The organism is Roseateles sp. FW305-36, assembly GCF_058787015.1.
This window is the reverse complement of record NZ_JBYSZK010000003.1, coordinates 261502-277161: the sequence shown is the minus strand read 5'-3', so window position 1 is coordinate 277161 and position 15660 is coordinate 261502. Positions and strand designations below refer to the sequence as shown.

Sequence of the window (15660 nt, the reverse complement as noted above, 5' to 3'; positions counted from 1 at the left end):
GGAAAGAGAACGACACCGGTGTGTCGGCCGGGCTTCAAACCCGGTGGGTGGCGCCACGCGTCGCCGGGTGGGTTCGACTCCCTCCTCTTTCCGCCACTCCCTGCAAGGTGGGCCGCGATGAGCCTGCCGACCGGTTTCTGGCTGTGGGCCGAGGATCAGACCTGGGCCGAGCCGCTGCCCGATGGCCATGTCCGCATCGGCATCACGGCACTCGGCTTGCAGGCCTCGGGCGAGATCTATATGTGCCGCCCTAAACCTGCGGGCAGCGAGGTGGAGCAGGGCCGCTCCGTCGGCGTGGTCGAACTGTCCAAGTCCATCGTCGCCGTGAAGTCGCCGCTGTCGGGCGTGGTGGTCAAGGTCAACGAGGCACTGGAGGAGCAACCCGAGCTCGTCCATCAGTCGCCCTACGACGCCGGCTGGCTCGTCGAGCTCGCGCCATCGAATCTCGAAGCCGAGAAGGCCCGCCTCGCCATCGGCGACGCCGCGATCCACGAAGCGATGAGCCGTTGGGCCTGGCTCAACAAACTGGACACCCCCTCATGAAGCGCGCCGGCCTTGCCATCCTGCTCTGGGCTGCCGACCCCGACGACCCGGTGCGCCTGGCCACGCCCTTTGCCGAAGCCGCCGCCGCCGCGGCGCTGGACATGCAGGTCGAGATCTATTTCACCGCCCGCTCCGTGCTGCTGCTCAAGCCCGGCGTGGCCGAGCAACTGCGCGCCTCCGAGCGTTTCGACAAGACGATTGCCGACTGGATGAATGACGCCCAGGACCATGGCGCGCGCTTTTTCGTCTGCACCGATGCCCTCGCGGCCCAGGGTCTGACGCATGAAGATCTGATCCCCGCCGGCCGCCGCCACGGCGGTGCTGTCCAATACGCCTCCCGCGCCGCCCACTCGGCGTGGGCCACCCTCGTGTTCTAACCCTCAGGAGAAATCAAATGGCCCTGTCTCGTGTCGTCGCCGGTCTGGCGCGCGGTGTGGTGATGTCGCTGGCGCTGGCCGGCATCGGTGCGCAGGCCCAGCAGGTGCTGCGCGTGACCGCCATCCCCGACGAGTCGCCCACCGAGCTGGCGCGCAAGTTCGCGCCCCTGGGCCAGTACCTGGAGAGCAAGCTCGGCATGAAGGTCGAGTGGACGCCGGTGACCGACTACGCTGCGGCCGTCGAGACCGTCGTCAACAAGAAGATCGACCTGGCCTGGTTCGGCGGCTTCACCTTCGTGCAGGCCAACGTCCGCTCGGGCGGCAAGATCGTTCCGCTGGTGCAGCGCGAGGAGGACGAGAAGTTCCGCTCCGTCTTCATCACCGACGCCAAGAGCGGCATCAACAAGCTCGAGGACCTCAAGGGTCACACCCTGTCCTTCGGCTCGCAGAGCAGCACCTCGGGCCATCTGATGCCGCGCAGCTATCTGCTGGCCGCCAAGATCAACCCCGACGTGGACCTCAAGCGCGTGGCCTTCAGCGGCGCGCATGACGCCACCATCGCCGCCGTCGCCAGCGGCAAGGTCGATGCCGGCGCGCTGAACATCTCGGTCTGGGAGAAGTTCGTCGCCGAGAAAAAAGTGGATCCGACCCAGGTCAAGGTCTTCTACACGACGCCGCCTTACTACGACTACAACTGGTCGGTGCACGCCGACATGCCTCAGGCCCTGCAGGACAAGATCAAGGCCGCCTTCCTGGCCCTGGACCCCAACACGCCCCAGGGCAAGGAGATCCTCGGCCTGCAGCGCGCGACCAGGTTTGTTGCGACCAAGCCCGAGAACTACGCCGGCATCAAGGCCGCTGCCGAGAACGCTGGCCTGCTGAAATGATCGAACTGAAAGGTGTCGACGCCGCCGCACTCGGCGGCGCGACGCCCGTACTGCGCGCCGTCGACCTGAGCCTCGCCGCCGGCGAGCAGGTCGCCGTCATCGGTGCCTCGGGCGCCGGCAAGACGACGCTGCTGAATCTGCTGGCGCTGATGCAGTGCCCGCTGGGCGGCCGCTTCACGCTGGACGGCACCGACCCTTGGGCCCTGGCCCGCGTTGAGCGCCAGCGCCTGCGTGCCGGCATTGCGCTGGCGCCTCAGCAGCCGCCCTTGCCGCCGCGCCAGCGCGTGGCCGTGGCCGTGCTGGCGGCGCGCCTGCCGCGCATGAGCTGGGGCCGCGCGCTGCGCACCTTGTGGAGCCCGCCGGATGCGGCGCTGGCGCAGGCTGCGCTGGAGCAGCTGGACCTGCCCGACAAGCTCTGGCTGCGCGTGGACCGCCTCTCCGGCGGCGAGCGCCAGCGCGTGGGCCTGGCGCGCCTGCTGGTGTCCGAGGCCCGGCTGTGGCTGGCCGACGAGCCCCTGGCCGCGCTCGACCCCGCGCGTGCCGAGCGTTCCCTGGCGGCGCTGCAGGACGGCGCTCGGGCTGCCGGCGCCGCGCTGGTGTGCAGCCTGCATCAGGTGGACCTCGCGCTGGCCCGCTTCCCGCGGGTGGTGGCGCTGCGCGCCGGTCTGGTGGTCTACGACGGCGCGCCGGCCGGCCTGGGCGGCGACTTGCTGGACGAGCTTTACCGCAGCCAGCTGGAGCCGCCGCCCGAGCTGGCACCTTTGGCCCAGCCCGTGCCGCTGCCGCAGGCGATGTGCCGGTGATGAATCCTGCGCTGCGTGACCCGGTGCTCGGCCGCCGCTGGCTGGCGCTGCTGGCCGGCCTGGTGCTGCTGTGGCCCCTGCTGGTGCTGTCGGAGTTCAAGCCCTGGGAGCTGCTGGAGGAGCGCGGCCTGCGCGCCACCGGTCGCTATCTCGGGCAGTTCGTGCACATGCGTGTCGACGCCGAGTTCCTGGCCATGCTGGCCGCCGACACCTGGCGCACCGTCGCCATCGCCACCGCCGGCCTGAGCCTCGCCCTGCTGCTGGCCGTGCCGCTGTCGCTGCTGGCCACGGCGCGGCTGTCGTCCAGCACGCTGGAAGGGCGCCCCGGGCCGGCGCGCTGGCTGCGGCGCGCGGTGCGGGCGCTGCTGGTGGCGCTGCGCTCCATTCCCGAGCTGATCTGGGCCCTGGTCTTCGTGCGCGTCGTGGGCCTGGGCCCGACGGCCGGCGTGCTGGCCATCGCCATCGCCTACGGCGGCATGCTGGGCAAGGTCTACGCCGAAATCCTGGAGAGTGCCGACGCTGCGCCCACGCAGGCCCTGCTGCGATCCGGCGCAACGCGCTGGCAGGCCCTGCTGTTCGGCGCGCTGCCCAGTTGCGCGCCCGAGCTGCTGAGCTACACCGTCTACCGCTGGGAATGCGCGGTGCGCTCCTCCGTCGTGCTGGGCTTCGTCGGTGCCGGTGGGCTGGGCCAGCAACTGGACAACGCGTCCAAGATGTTCGCGGGCAACGAGGTCAGCGCCATCCTGCTGGTCTTCATCCTGCTGGTGATGGCAAGCGACGCTTTCAGCCGCTGGCTGCGCGGGAGGCTGGCATGAGCTTGCGGCGCGAACCGGTGCGCGCGTCCACCTGGGCCGTGCTGGCGGGCCTGGTCGCCCTGGTCGTCGCCAGCTTGTGGTCGCTGAAGCTGCAGTGGTCGGCCTTCCTCGGCCTGGACGCCATGGCCAGCATGGGGCGTTTCGTCGCAGGCTTCTTCCCGCCGCAGCTGGCGCCGGGCTTTCTCGCCAAGACCGGCTGGGCGCTGCTGGAGACGCTGGCCATGTCGGCCCTGGGCACGCTGCTGGCCGTCGTCGGCGGGTTGCTGTTGGCGCTGCCCGCTTCTGGGCAGGGTGCGGGCCGGGCGGCTGCGCGGCTGGTGCTGAACGTGCTGCGCAGCGTGCCCGAGCTGGTCTGGGCGACGCAGTTGCTCATCCTCGCGGGCCTGGGGCCGCTGCCCGGCACCTTGGCCCTGGCCCTGCACACCAGCGGCGTGCTGGGGCGGCTGTTTGCCGAGAGCTTCGAGAACGCGCCCATGGCCGGCGCGCTCGCGCTGCGCCAGCGCGGCCTGGGTGAGGCGCGCGTGTGGCTGTTCGCCACGCTTCCGCAGACCTTGCCCCAGCTCGTCAGCTACACCCTCTACCGCTGGGAGAACAACATCCGCGCGGCCAGCGTGATGGGCGTGGTCGGTGCCGGTGGCCTGGGCCAGATGCTGAGCTACCACCTCGGCCTGTTCCAGATGGCCGAGACCTGCACCGTCCTCGTCGGCATGATCGTGCTGGTGGGCCTGGTGGACGCGTTGTCGTGGGCGGCGCGCAGAATGCTGATGCGATGACTGCCCCCCAAGCCCTGAACATCCTGCTGACCCGCTACTCGGTCGGCCCCAAGCACCTGGTCGAACCCGGCCCCAGCGACGAGCAACTGGCGCTGATGGTGCAGGCTGCTTTGCGCGCACCCGACCACGCCGAAATGGTGCCTTACCGATTCAAGCTGGTGCGCGGCGCCGCAAAACAGGGCATGGCCGCCCTGTTTGCCGACGCGGCATTGGCGGCCGGCAAGGGCGAGGAGGGCGCGGCCCTGGATGCCGAGCGGGCGCTGAAGCCGCCCGTCACGGTGGCCGTCGTCGCCCGCGTCGACCTCGGCCACCCCCAGGTGCCCGCCCACGAGCAGTGGGCGGCCGTGGGTGGCGCCATCGCCAACTTCCTGACGGCGGCCCATGCGCTGGGCTTCGGCGGCAAGATGCTCAGCGGCGCCAAGGTGCGCAACCCGGCCATCGCCGCGGCCTTCTGCGAGGCGGGCGAGACCCTGCTGGGCTGGATCGCCCTGGGTACGCCCGCGCGGCGCCCGGCCGGGCCGGCGCGCAAGCCGGCCCCGGCGGAAGTCCTGATCGAGTGGGCTAGACCAGACCGGTGAACTTCAGGATGGCCCAGAAGCTGATGTCCTTGCCGATCATGGGCGTCCAGCCGGCCGGCGCGGCCTTGCGGAAGGCGCGTGGGTCGCTGTCGACGATGCCGTTGAAGACTTCCATCAGGATGCGGCCGCCCACCGGGCCGAGCTGTGACACCGAGCAGGGGCCGGTCGCGAAGTCGTCGTCCGTCAGGTCGCGCTTGCCCACCTCGCGCCAGTAGGCCAGCACCGGCTGCTGGGCCTCGGCCAGGATGTAGAACCACAGCGGCGTCTCGGTCAGGAAACGCTTGTCGGCGCTGTCAATGCTCTTGAAGGTGAAGCCGTTGGCGCCCTCGGCGCGCACCATCAGGTCGTCCGGCCCCAGCGGCTTCTCGTGCAGCTTGGCGGCGAAGGCCTGGCCGGTGGCGATGGCATAGCTGGGCAGGTTGCCGCGCTTGAGGTTGAGCGCCGCCAGCGACGCGCCGGCGCCGACCGAAGGCGGCAGCTTGGCCAGCGGGTCCACCAGCGACGGATCGATCTTGTAGGCCCATTGCAGGCGCACGGCCGGGTTGTTCTCGACCGGCTCGGGGCCGTTCTTGACCGGGATGCCGAAGCTCGGCGTGAAGAAGCGGCCCCAGTCGTCGATGACGTGAGCCGCCGGCAGCGGCTGGAAGCCGATCAGGCTCTCGTCGGGCGAATCGGTCGCGTCGAAGATCAGCTTCTTGGTCTCGGTGTTGAGGCGGTAGCCGCGGCGCACCATGGAGTGGCCATAGCGATAGGCCGCGCCGACGAACTCCTTGGGCAGCTCGGCGCGCATGTTCACGTTGTTCACGTAGAGGTCGTAGGCGCCGTCGCCCAGCGCCGCGCGGCGCTGGGTGAAGAAGTCGTAGGTGTGGGTGTTGACGATGCGGTGCAGATAGTCCTCCAGCACCACGCGCTGGTAGGTCCAGGTCACCTCGGCGCGGGCGCGCTCGAACAGGTTGCTGGTGTCGCCGCTGGCCTTGAGCCTGGTGACGACGGCGTTGTGGAACTTGATCATGGCCAGCTGGATCTGGCAGACGATGGAGTTTTCGTCGTTGCGCTTGTCGCCGATGATGGCGCGGCCATTGGCGTCCTGGCGCATCAGGTCCTTGCCGCCGGCGGCTATCAGCAGCGTGGCGCCGTCGCCCTCGTACATATAGGGCTGGTCCTGCGGGCCGGCGCCGTAGATGCAGTCCAGGTCCAGGGCCGGCGTGCGCAGGTTGGACGCCGCATCGGTGGGCCGGGAGAAGGACGAGGTCGTGTCCAGCGTCAGGTCGTGATCGATGAACTGGCCGAAATAGGTGTAGCCGGCCGGTACGGCCAGGTTCTCCTCGGCATCGGCGCCGTCGTTGAGTTCGTTGTCCTCCATGACCATCAGCGCGGCCAGGGCATCCAGGCTGGCGTCGCTGAAGGGCTTGGGGTTCTCCGGCAGCAGGCGGACGAACTTCTGTTCACGCGTGCCGACCAGGCCGTGGCCGTTGTTGGGGGCTGTCATGGCGGTCTCCTGAAAAAACGGGGCAGGCCGGCATCGTGAACCTGCGTTCTCTCGAGTGAATCCATAGGCTTGCGGACAAAGCGCCTCTGGCACGCTTCAAGCTAGGGGTTAGCTAGCCCCGATTGCTCTCAAGCTTTTGCAAAGCCAACATGGGGCTGACGAATCGATCGAACGAGGCCAGATGGAACTCACTCCCCGAGTTCGGCCGGCCTTTGCGGCCGCTCGGGCTGACTAACAAATATCGAGCGAAGCGAGATGGAACTCACTCCCCGAGAAAAGGACAAGTTGCTCCTTTTCACTGCCGCGCTGCTGGCCGAACGCCGCCGCGCGCGCGGACTCAAGCTCAACTACCCCGAGGCCGTGGCGCTGATCAGCGCCGCCATCCTGGAAGGCGCGCGTGACGGCAAGACCGTGGCCGAGCTGATGAGCGAAGGCCGCACCGTGCTGACCCGCGACGACGTCATGGACGGCATCGCCGAGATGATTCCCGAGATCCAGGTCGAAGCGACCTTTCCGGACGGCACCAAGCTCGTCACGGTCCATCAACCCATTGCCTGAGCCCACCCATGCGCAAGATGCTTTTGCTGCTGCCCCTGATTGGCGCCTCCGCCCTGGCTCACGATGGCCATGGCGCGCCCGCTGTCCACCTGCATGGCTGGGACGGCGCGGGCATGACGGCCCTGGCGGCCGCTGCCGGCGTGGCCCTGTGGTGGCTCGTCAAGGGCCGCAAGTGATGATCCCGGGCGAACTGATCCCTCTAGAGGGCGAACACGAACTCAACCCCGGCCGCCGCACGCTGACGCTGAAGGTCGCCAACACCGGCACCCGGCCCATCCAGGTCGGCTCCCACTACCATTTCGCCGAGACCAATGCGGCGCTGGGCTTCGACCGCGAGGCCGCGCGCGGCATGCGCCTGAACATCTGCAGCGGCACGGCCGTGCGCTTCGAGCCGGGGCAGACGCGCACCGTGGAACTTGTCGACCTGGCCGGCGACCGTGCCGTCTGGGGCTTCCGCGGCCTGGTGCAGGGCAAGCTATGAAAATTTCTCGCCGTGCCTATGCCGAGATGCTCGGCCCCACCGTCGGCGACAGGCTGCGCCTGGCCGACACCGCCCTGGTCATCGAGATCGAGCAGGACCTGACGCTGCGTTCGGGCGGCTACGGTGAAGAGGTCAAGTTCGGCGGCGGCAAGACCGTGCGCGACGGGATGGGCCAGTCGCAGCGGCCGAACGGTCCCGGCGCCGGTGATGCGGTCGACACCGTCATCACCAACGTCGTCATCCTCGACCACTGGGGCATCGTCAAGGCCGACATCGGCCTGCGCGGTTGCCGCATCGCGGCCATCGGCAAGGCCGGCAACCCCGACGTGCAGCCGGGCGTGGACATCGTCATCGGCCCCGGCACCGAGATCATCGCGGGCGAGGGCTTCATCGTCACACCCGGCGCCATCGACACCCACATCCACTTCATATGCCCGCAGCAGATCGAAGAGGCGCTGATGAGTGGCGTGACCACCATGATCGGCGGCGGCACCGGCCCGGCCACCGGCACGCTGGCCACCACCTGCACGCCCGGGCCCCACCACATCGCCACCATGCTGAAGGCCGCCGAGGCCTTCCCGATGAACCTGGGCTTCCTCGGCAAGGGCAATGCCTCGCGTCCCGAAGGCCTGATGCAGCAGATCGACGCCGGCGCCATCGGCCTCAAGCTGCACGAGGACTGGGGTACCACGCCGGCGGCCATCGACAACTGCCTCAGCGTCGCCGAGCTGACCGACACCCAGGTCGCCATCCACACCGACACGCTGAACGAGAGCGGCTTCGTCGAGGACACCATTGCCGCCTTCAAGGGCCGCACCATCCACAGCTTCCACACCGAAGGCGCGGGCGGCGGCCATGCGCCGGACATCATGAAGGTGGTGGGCGAGGCCAATGTGCTGCCCAGCTCCACCAATCCGACGCGGCCCTTCACGGTCAACACGCTGGACGAGCACCTCGACATGCTGATGGTCTGCCATCACCTGGACGCGGGCATCGCCGAGGACCTGGCCTTTGCGGAGAGCCGCATCCGCCGCGAGACCATCGCCGCCGAGGACATCCTGCACGACCTGGGCGCCATCAGCATGTTCTCGTCCGACTCCCAGGCCATGGGCCGCGTGGGCGAGGTCTCCTTGCGCTGCTGGCAGACCGCGCACAAGATGAAGGTGCAGCGGGGGGCCTTGCCCGGCGACGGTGCCGGCAACGACAACGCCCGTGTGAAGCGCTACCTCGCCAAGCTCGCCATCAACCCGGCGCTGGCTCATGGCATCAGTCATGAGGTGGGAAGCATCGAGGTCGGCAAATGGGCCGACCTGGTCTTGTGGAAGCCCGCCTTCTTCGGCGTGAAGCCCTCGCTGATCCTCAAGGGTGGCTTCATCGCCGCGGCCGCGATGGGCGACGCGAATGCGTCCATCCCGACACCGCAGCCGGTGCACTACCGGCCGATGTTCGGCAGCTTCGGCGCGGCCTTGTCCCAGGGCTCGCTGACCTTTGTGAGCCAGGCCGGGCAGGGCAACGTCGAGAAGCTGGGCCTGGCCAAGACCCTGGTGCCCGTGAAGGGCTGCCGCTCGGTCAAGAAGACCGACATGCTGCTCAACAACTATCTGCCGACGATGGAGATCGACGCCCAGACCTACGAGGTGAGGGCGGACGGCGTGCTGCTGACCTGCGAGCCGGCGAAGGAGTTGCCGATGGCGCAGCGGTATTTCCTGTTCTAGATCTCGGGGCCCGCGCCGGCGGGCTTGGCGTCACCGCGAGGGCAATGGCACGACAGCGCCACCCTTCATGACGAAAGCGGGCGTCTCCAGCAGTTTGACGTTGACCAGCGGGTCGCCTTGCACCGCCACGATGTCGCCGAAATGCCCCACGGCAAGGCTGCCCACGTCGGCACTGCGGCCGAGGGCTTCGGCGGCGTTCAGCGTGGCCGCCTGGATGGCCTGCAGCGGGGTCATGCCCCAGGTGACCATGGTGGTGAACTGGCGAGCGTTGTCGCCGTTGGGGTAGACACCGCCATCGGTGCCGAAGACCATCTTCACGCCGGCCTTGACGCCCGCCTGGAAGGTCTGGCGCTGCTTGAGGCCGATGGCCCGCTCCTTGTCCAGCGATTCCTTGAACAGGCCGTTCTTCTCGCCCTCGGCGAGGATGTAGTCGTCGTTGTAGATGTCCATCGAGAACCAGGTACCGCGTTGCTTGGCCAGGGCAAAGGCTTCGTCGTCGGCCAGGCTGGCGTGCTCGATCGTGTCGGCGCCCGCACGGATCGCGTCCTTGATGCCTGACGTGCCGTGGGCGTGCACCGCCACCCGCAGCCCGAGCATGTGGGCCTCTTCCACCAGGGCCTGCATTTCGGCCAGGCTGTACTGCTGGGCACCCGCCGCGTCGGTCTTGGACAACACGCCGCCGGTGGCGCAGAACTTGATCACTTCGGCGCCGTACTTTCGCAGCTTGCGCACCGTGGCCCGGATGGCTTCGGGGCCATTGGCGACGGCGGGTTCGTGAGTCTGGATGGAGGGTGGGAACTCGGTGCTGTCGCAATGGCCGCCAGTGGCGCCGATGGCGTAGGTCGCCGGCACGATGCGCGGGCCCGGCACATGCCCCTGCTCGATGGCCTGCTTCAGGGCCACATCGTCATAGTTGGCGGAGCCGACATTGCGCACGGTGGTGAAGCCGGCTTCCAGCGTCTTCTTGGCGTTCGCCACGCCCACCACGGTCCAGAAGTTGTCGGTGAACTCCAGGCCGCGATAGCCGCTGTAGCGCGGGTCGCCGGTGAGATGGACATGCATGTCGATCAGGCCGGGCAGCAGGGTCAGGCCCGGCAGGTCGATGCGGCGTGCGCCGGCGGGCATGGCATCCCCCTGCTTGCCGACGGCGGTGATGCGCCCGTCGGTGATGACGAGTTGCGGGCGAGGCAGATAGCGCCCGCTGGCGACGTCGAGCAGGCGCTCGGCGCTCACCACGACGACATCCGCCTGCACATGAGCGGCGAGGGTGGAGAGGAGAAGGGCGGCAATTTGGATGCGCATGGGAAACGTACCGGACAGTGGCTGCCCCGCGATTCTCTGCGCGTCTTGGATGCTGGTTTCACGTCGAGCGGTGGCGCAAGGGGGCAGCCAGGGCAGGTCAATCTCGAGAAGCCGGGCATGGCCAAGACGCTCCTGCCGGTGGCCCGAGGGGGCGAGTGCGGGGCAGTTCCAAATTTTCGAGCTTCGCCCGCTCCGGCCCAGCCCGCCGCGGGCTGACCGCCGGTCAGGACGGCCTCAAATCTCCACCCAGGCCGCCCCCGCGTCCGCAGAGCGATACAACACGCCGTCGCCCGACACGCCGATCAACACCTCGTTGGACATCCGGAAGACGCGGTTGAACGGCTCGGGAATCGGCCCGACGCGCTGCCAGTTCAGACCACCGTCCTCGGTCCGCCACAGCGAGTACACGGGCGACACGCTCACCTTGCGCGGGTCGGAGTCGAGGCGTGAGGCGAAGCCCTGGGTGCGGGACTGCATGTGGATCGTGCGGAAGAAATCAGGCCCCGGGGCTTCGGACCAGGACTTGCCGTGGTCGGTCGACACCTGCATCAGCTGCGGGTTGCTGCGGTGCCCCTTGGCATTGACGACCTGGGCCTCAGGGGTGAGCGTGGACAAGCCCGTCACCGCGCCGAAGGTGGGCACCTCGGCCTGGCTCCAGGCCTTGCTCTTGGCGTCCCAGAAGTGGAGCGTCGTGTTTGCGAACCAGCCCACCGCCTCTTCGAGCACGCTGATGCCCTCGGGCGTCACCTGCAACTCGAAGCGTGACCGGCCCACGGCGCTGATGCTGAAGGCGCGCAGCGGGGTCCAGGGCTCGCTCGCGTCCTGTGTGGCCTTGTAGAGCAACTGCACGTCCTTGCCACGGCGCACCAGCAGGTGGATGCCGGCGCTGCCCAGGCTGATCGCGATCGGCGTGCTCTGCACCTGGGGCAGGGGCAGGGTGCGCCAGGCGGTGTCGCCGGCAGGGCGGATCGCCAGCAGGCCGAGGCTGGTGCCGGCCGCCAGGCTGCCGTCATTGCCCACGCCCACGGCGGTCACCGCGCCGGTCAGGCCGGTGCCCGTCCAGCTCGACTCACCGTCCTTCGTCAGGCGCCGGATGTGGCCCAGGCCCTCGGCGGTGTAGATGACGCCTTCGCGAGACCACTGCGCGGTGGTGCTCAGGCCACGCAGGGTCGGCAGGCTGGCAGCCAGTTGCTCGGAAGAGACCAGTGGGCCCTTGAGCCAGGCTTCGCCGGGCTTCAGCACCTGCAGCTTGGGCAGACGCTCGCGCAGCAGGCTCGCCAGGCGATCGGACTCCGGCGGCGACTGCATCCACATCACCTGCACCGGCTGCCTGATCAGCTGCTGGTCGCGATCCCTGAACACCACGGACGCCACCTCGGTGGGCAGGGTCACCGCCGCGCCCAGGTCCGACAGCGCGCCGGCCTGGACCACGAAGCGGCGGTTGGCATCCAGCGGGAGCGAGTAGATCTGGCTCGAGATCTGGTTGCGAAGCGCGAGGTTGTGGGCGGCCTTGCTGCCGATGGTGCTGGAGGTTTGCTGCCGCAGAATGACGTCGAACCGGTTGAGCTGGTACTCCCCGGCCGGCAGCTTGCCCATGAACAGGGAGTGGTCGTCTTTCTCGTTCGCCAGGTTCTCGATCAACCGAGGCTTCTCCCCGTCGCGGTGCACCCACAGTCCCATCCAGTTGGGCGGCTGGCTGCCGATGCGACTCTTGGGGGCGTGCGACTGCACCACCACGATGCCCTCGCCCTCGGCCAGGCGCAGGTCTCGGAGTTCATCGTCCAGCGTCGGCACGGCTTGGCAGAGGGTCGCTGGCAGCGCCAACGCGGCCAGCATGAGGAGACGTCGGAGGGTGTGCACCAAGAGATCCTTTCCGAGTGGCCAACTGGGCAGTTTGGCAGGAGATGGTAGCCCGTCGGCTTCAGGTGAGCGCCTGCGAAGCGCAGCCGAGCAGCGTGCGCTGTCTTCGCCTCCAACCAAGCCTCCGCGCGCCAGATCCGGATGCTCCCGCGGCCTGGCCGCCGGACACTCCACCCCATGAGCGCCGCTGCTTCCACGCCCCCCATCGCCTCGGCCACCCCTGCCGCGCTCGCCGGCCTCAAGGTCATCGAACTCGGCCAGCTGATCGCCGGCCCCTTTGCCGCCAAGACCCTGGCCGACTTCGGCGCCGAGGTCATCAAGATCGAGCCGCCGGGTGCCGGCGACCCGCTGCGCCAATGGCGGCTGCTGCTGGACGGCACCTCGGTGTGGTGGCAGGTGCAGTCGCGCAACAAGCGCTCGCTGGCGCTGGACCTGCGCAAGCCCGAGGGACAGGACATCGTGAGGCGTCTCGCGGCCGAGGCCGACGTGCTGATCGAGAACTTCCGCCCCGGTGCGATGGAGGGCTGGGGCCTGGGGCCCGACGAGTTGCTGGCCGCCAATCCGCGCCTCATCGTGCTGCGCGTCAGCGGCTACGGGCAGACCGGGCCCTACCGCGACCGGCCCGGCTTCGGCGTCGTGGCCGAGGCCATGGGCGGCATGCGCCACCTGACGGCCGAGCCCGGCCGGGTGCCGGTGCGGGTGGGTGTGAGCATCGGCGACACGCTGGCCGCGCTGCACGGCGTCATCGGCATCCTGCTGGCGCTGCAGCACCGCCACGCCACCGGCCGGGGCCAGGTCATCGACGTGGCGCTGTACGAGGCCGTCTTCAACTGCATGGAAAGCCTGCTGCCCGAATACAGCGCCTTCGGCGTGGTGCGCGAACCGGCGGGCAGCGCCATGCCGGGCATTGCGCCCACCAACGCCTATCGCTGCGCCGACGGCGGCCATGCGCTGATCGCGGGCAATGGCGACAGCATCTTCCGCCGGCTGATGACGCTGATCGGCCGCGACGACCTCGGCCGCGACCCGGCGCTGGCCGACAACGCCGGCCGCGTGGCGCGGGTGGCCGAGATCGACGAGGCTATTGGCGACTGGGCCGCGCAGCGCACCGTGGACGAGGTGCTGCAGGCGTTGCAAGGCGCCGAGGTGCCGGCCGGGCGCATCTATACGGTGGCCGACATCGCGGCCGACCCGCACTACCGCGCGCGCGGCATGCTGCAGCAGGTGCAGTTGCCCGACGGCAAGGCCCTCGACGTCCCGGGCATCTGCCCCAAGCTGTCCGCCACGCCGGGCGGCCACCGCCGCAATGCGCCGGCGCTGGGCCAGGACTCGGACGCGGTGCTGAAGGAACTGGGGCTGAGCGGCGAGCAGATCGAGGCCTTGAGAAATCGCGGCATCGTCAGCTGAGGGGAGGGGTTGGCGAGACCCGGGCGCCGACTGCGACACCTGCGGTGCAAGGACGTATTCGGGGCACGCCGGGGATCAGCGGTTCTCATGGGCTGACGGGGTGCCGGGTGGGCGCCTAGCGTCGGGCCGACGCATGAGGAGACCGCCAGGCGCCATCGCCTCGCCCCGCCGCCCCGTTCATCCGACGGCGCCGTCGAAACCTTGCGCTGCCGTTCAGGCGCTGGCGGCCGTGCGCAGCAGCTTGACGCAGGGGCAGCGCTCATAGACCCGCGGGACCACCAGTGCCGATTCGGCGTGGTCGGGGTCGGTGTCGACATAGGCCAGCTCCTGCATCAGCTCGGCAAATGACCGAAACCGCTGGGCGTGGGTCCGGAAGGAGAGCATCCACGCCTCCATCTCGCCGTCGGCCGTGATGTCGCGCGGATTCAAGAGCAGCACCGCACCCTGGTCGAGATCGCCGATCTTGATCATGTGCTGCAGGGCCTCGACATCGAAGAGGGCGCTGTCTTGCACGCGACTCATGTCGGACTGGTAGCCGTAGCGGTAGTACTCATCGGGCCGAATGGCGCGACCACTGGACCCGTCTCGCTTCCAGATACCCCATGTGGCGGCGTCCACATCGGCAAACTTCCCGATCTTGGCGAGTGGCAGGACGCCCTCGCCAGTCCCTTTGGCCATGGCGGAAGCATTGGCAAAGGTTTCGATGACCCAGCCCTGTCCCCGGCGCGCCCGGGCGAAGTCGAGGTAGGACTGGGGCAACTGGACCTTGAGGCGATCCTGCAGGCGCGCGACCTCCTCGGCCACGTCGCCGGGCGCGTCTGCCACCAGGTTCGCTTCGGGTGGCAAGGCGCCAAGCCCGGAGTAGCCGGGACGCCTGGCCAGGCGCGCTTGAACCGTCTCGCGCCAGCAGCGCAGAAAGGCCAGCCAGTCCGCCGGGCCGCTCGCGTAGCCAGCATGGATGTCCTTCATCGTCAGCGGCGAACGCCTCAGGCCCTGATCCGGTTTGCAACCCGCGAGGGTCGCCGAGGCAGCGAGCAGCAACCAGCGTCGGCCGCAGCGTGGGGCGGTCAAGTGCGGGCGTGGGCCAGGTAGGTTGAGAGGCGGCGCAGGTTGTTGCCCAAGCCGGGCTCGGCCGAGCGGCCAGCCGGCGGATCAAGTTCCAGCTTGATCTGCGGGCTGGCGCCTGAGAACTTCGTCAGCTTCCTGACCGCCCGCCCAGCTGCCTCGAAGTGGGCGCGGATGACCTCATCGGCGTCGAACTGCTGGCCCGGTGCCAATTGCAGGCCGATCTCGCACAGGGCCGGATGGCTCGCGAGTGCGCGCCAATCGATGCTTCGTACGGGCACCCACAGGTTGAGGGTCTGCAGGCGCGGCATCATTGCAACGATGCCGAGGTCGGCCATCGATGCCGCCTTGGCTTCCACATGCAAGCAGCGCAGGCTGGGCAGCTGCTCAAGGGCGGCGACGTCCGGCAGCTTGACGGCCGCCGTGATGACCAGGATCTCCAATGCCTGCAGGGACGCCAATGCGGAGATGTCGACCAGGCTGCGGGCTTCCAGCAGGCGCAACTCGTGCAGTGAGCTGAAAGCTTCGATGCCAGCCAGCGATTGGGTCTTGCAGCTCTCCAACAGAAGGGCTCGCAAGGCGACGGCATGGGGCAGGGCGGAGAAATCCTTCAGGCTGCCGCCGGCGAGTTCCAGGATTTCGAGGCGGGGATGGTCCAGCAACTTGGGGCGGACCTTGGCGGCCGAACCGCATTCAAAGACCTTCAGATGGGGCAGTGACTTGTAGTCGAAGTCATACCCCAGCTGGCTGCCGACAAAGCTGATGCGCTCCAGCGATTCGAGCCGGGCCAGGCCATCCGCCGACGCCGCCTGCGGCGCGAACAGCCAACGGATGTTGTGCTGCCAGGGCGCCAGCTGCTCAAAGCTTCCGAAGTCCGCCGCGACTTCTACACCGTCGTAGTCGCCGCCCGCCAGCGCGTGCCGGGCGGCCTCATCAAGGGCCTCCAGCCGCAGCAGGCGCGACTGGTCCCGGTTCTGGAGGGTGCGGATTTCTGAGCTCAACGGACT

General features: G+C 68.9%; 17 protein-coding genes and 1 tRNA gene. 13 read left to right on the top strand and 5 right to left on the bottom strand.

The window, feature by feature from the left end; translation table 11 throughout:
• The 8 genes from AC3WOE_RS08015 to AC3WOE_RS07980 all read left to right on the top strand — a co-directional run bounded on the left by AC3WOE_RS08015 (position 1) and on the right by AC3WOE_RS07980 (position 4776).
• A tRNA-Sec gene (locus tag AC3WOE_RS08015) sits at positions 1–96 on the top strand.
• 21 nt (positions 97–117) lie between these two features.
• Complete coding sequence (locus AC3WOE_RS08010) at positions 118–543, top strand: glycine cleavage system protein H (protein WP_492689552.1); 426 nt, start codon at positions 118–120, stop codon at positions 541–543.
• Positions 540–920 carry a DsrE family protein gene (locus tag AC3WOE_RS08005; protein WP_492689551.1) on the top strand — a complete coding sequence of 127 codons (381 nt, stop codon included), beginning with the start codon at positions 540–542 and terminating at the stop codon, positions 918–920. The genes AC3WOE_RS08010 and AC3WOE_RS08005 overlap by 4 nt, the downstream gene beginning before the upstream one ends.
• Before the next feature lie 17 nt (positions 921–937).
• Entirely contained in the window at positions 938–1807 is an 870-nt protein-coding gene (locus AC3WOE_RS08000) for a putative selenate ABC transporter substrate-binding protein (protein WP_492689549.1), read from the top strand.
• The gene (locus tag AC3WOE_RS07995; protein WP_492689547.1) at positions 1804–2610 is read left to right on the top strand and encodes a phosphonate ABC transporter ATP-binding protein; all 807 of its coding nucleotides are present in this window, start codon (positions 1804–1806) and stop codon (positions 2608–2610) included. The genes AC3WOE_RS08000 and AC3WOE_RS07995 overlap by 4 nt, the downstream gene beginning before the upstream one ends.
• Positions 2610–3425: a phosphonate ABC transporter, permease protein PhnE gene (phnE, locus tag AC3WOE_RS07990; RefSeq protein WP_492689545.1), complete on the top strand. Its 816-nt coding sequence runs from the start codon at positions 2610–2612 to the stop codon at positions 3423–3425. The genes AC3WOE_RS07995 and phnE (AC3WOE_RS07990) overlap by 1 nt, the downstream gene beginning before the upstream one ends.
• A complete protein-coding gene (phnE, locus tag AC3WOE_RS07985) occupies positions 3422–4198 on the top strand; it encodes a phosphonate ABC transporter, permease protein PhnE (RefSeq protein ID WP_492689543.1) in 777 nt (258 codons plus the stop codon). Before phnE (AC3WOE_RS07990) ends, phnE (AC3WOE_RS07985) begins: the two co-directional genes overlap by 4 nt.
• Positions 4195–4776, top strand: coding sequence for a nitroreductase family protein (locus tag AC3WOE_RS07980; protein ID WP_492689542.1), 582 nt, complete (start codon positions 4195–4197; stop codon positions 4774–4776). The genes phnE (AC3WOE_RS07985) and AC3WOE_RS07980 overlap by 4 nt, the downstream gene beginning before the upstream one ends.
• Here the strand turns inward: AC3WOE_RS07980 and AC3WOE_RS07975 are convergent.
• Complete coding sequence (locus tag AC3WOE_RS07975; protein ID WP_492689541.1) at positions 4760–6265, bottom strand: peroxidase family protein; 1506 nt, start codon at positions 6263–6265, stop codon at positions 4760–4762. The genes AC3WOE_RS07980 and AC3WOE_RS07975 overlap by 17 nt on opposite strands.
• 255 nt (positions 6266–6520) lie before the next feature.
• Here AC3WOE_RS07975 and ureA point away from each other — a divergent pair, with 255 nt between their 5' ends.
• The 4 genes from ureA to ureC are packed head-to-tail and all read left to right on the top strand — an operon-like array spanning position 6521 to position 9019.
• Positions 6521–6823, top strand: coding sequence for an urease subunit gamma (gene ureA, locus AC3WOE_RS07970; RefSeq protein WP_492689540.1), 303 nt, complete (start codon positions 6521–6523; stop codon positions 6821–6823).
• Between the two features lie 8 nt (positions 6824–6831).
• Positions 6832–6999, top strand: a complete 168-nt coding sequence (locus AC3WOE_RS07965) for a hypothetical protein (protein WP_492689538.1) — start codon at positions 6832–6834, stop codon at positions 6997–6999.
• On the top strand, positions 6999–7304 hold the full coding sequence (locus tag AC3WOE_RS07960; protein ID WP_492689536.1) for an urease subunit beta: 306 nt from the start codon (positions 6999–7001) through the stop codon (positions 7302–7304). The genes AC3WOE_RS07965 and AC3WOE_RS07960 overlap by 1 nt, the downstream gene beginning before the upstream one ends.
• A complete protein-coding gene (ureC, locus tag AC3WOE_RS07955; RefSeq protein ID WP_492689534.1) occupies positions 7301–9019 on the top strand; it encodes an urease subunit alpha in 1719 nt (572 codons plus the stop codon). The genes AC3WOE_RS07960 and ureC overlap by 4 nt, the downstream gene beginning before the upstream one ends.
• 30 nt (positions 9020–9049) lie before the next feature.
• Here the strand turns inward: ureC and AC3WOE_RS07950 are convergent, their stop codons facing one another.
• Both AC3WOE_RS07950 and AC3WOE_RS07945 read right to left on the bottom strand, forming a co-directional pair.
• Entirely contained in the window at positions 9050–10321 is a 1272-nt protein-coding gene (locus tag AC3WOE_RS07950; RefSeq protein WP_492689533.1) for a Xaa-Pro dipeptidase, read from the bottom strand.
• Between the two features lie 234 nt (positions 10322–10555).
• Positions 10556–12181, bottom strand: coding sequence for a WD40/YVTN/BNR-like repeat-containing protein (locus tag AC3WOE_RS07945; RefSeq protein WP_492689532.1), 1626 nt, complete (start codon positions 12179–12181; stop codon positions 10556–10558).
• A 177-nt stretch (positions 12182–12358) separates the two neighbouring features.
• Between AC3WOE_RS07945 and AC3WOE_RS07940 the strand changes: the two genes are divergently transcribed.
• Positions 12359–13588: a CaiB/BaiF CoA transferase family protein gene (locus tag AC3WOE_RS07940; RefSeq protein WP_492689531.1), complete on the top strand. Its 1230-nt coding sequence runs from the start codon at positions 12359–12361 to the stop codon at positions 13586–13588.
• 213 nt (positions 13589–13801) lie between these two features.
• On the opposite strand, the gene AC3WOE_RS07935 is transcribed toward AC3WOE_RS07940, so the two are convergent.
• On the bottom strand, positions 13802–14557 hold the full coding sequence (locus AC3WOE_RS07935) for a hypothetical protein (RefSeq protein ID WP_492689529.1): 756 nt from the start codon (positions 14555–14557) through the stop codon (positions 13802–13804).
• Positions 14558–14655: 98 nt separating this feature from the next.
• Entirely contained in the window at positions 14656–15654 is a 999-nt protein-coding gene (locus AC3WOE_RS07930; RefSeq protein ID WP_492689528.1) for a leucine-rich repeat domain-containing protein, read from the bottom strand.
• Positions 15655–15660 lie beyond the last annotated feature (6 nt).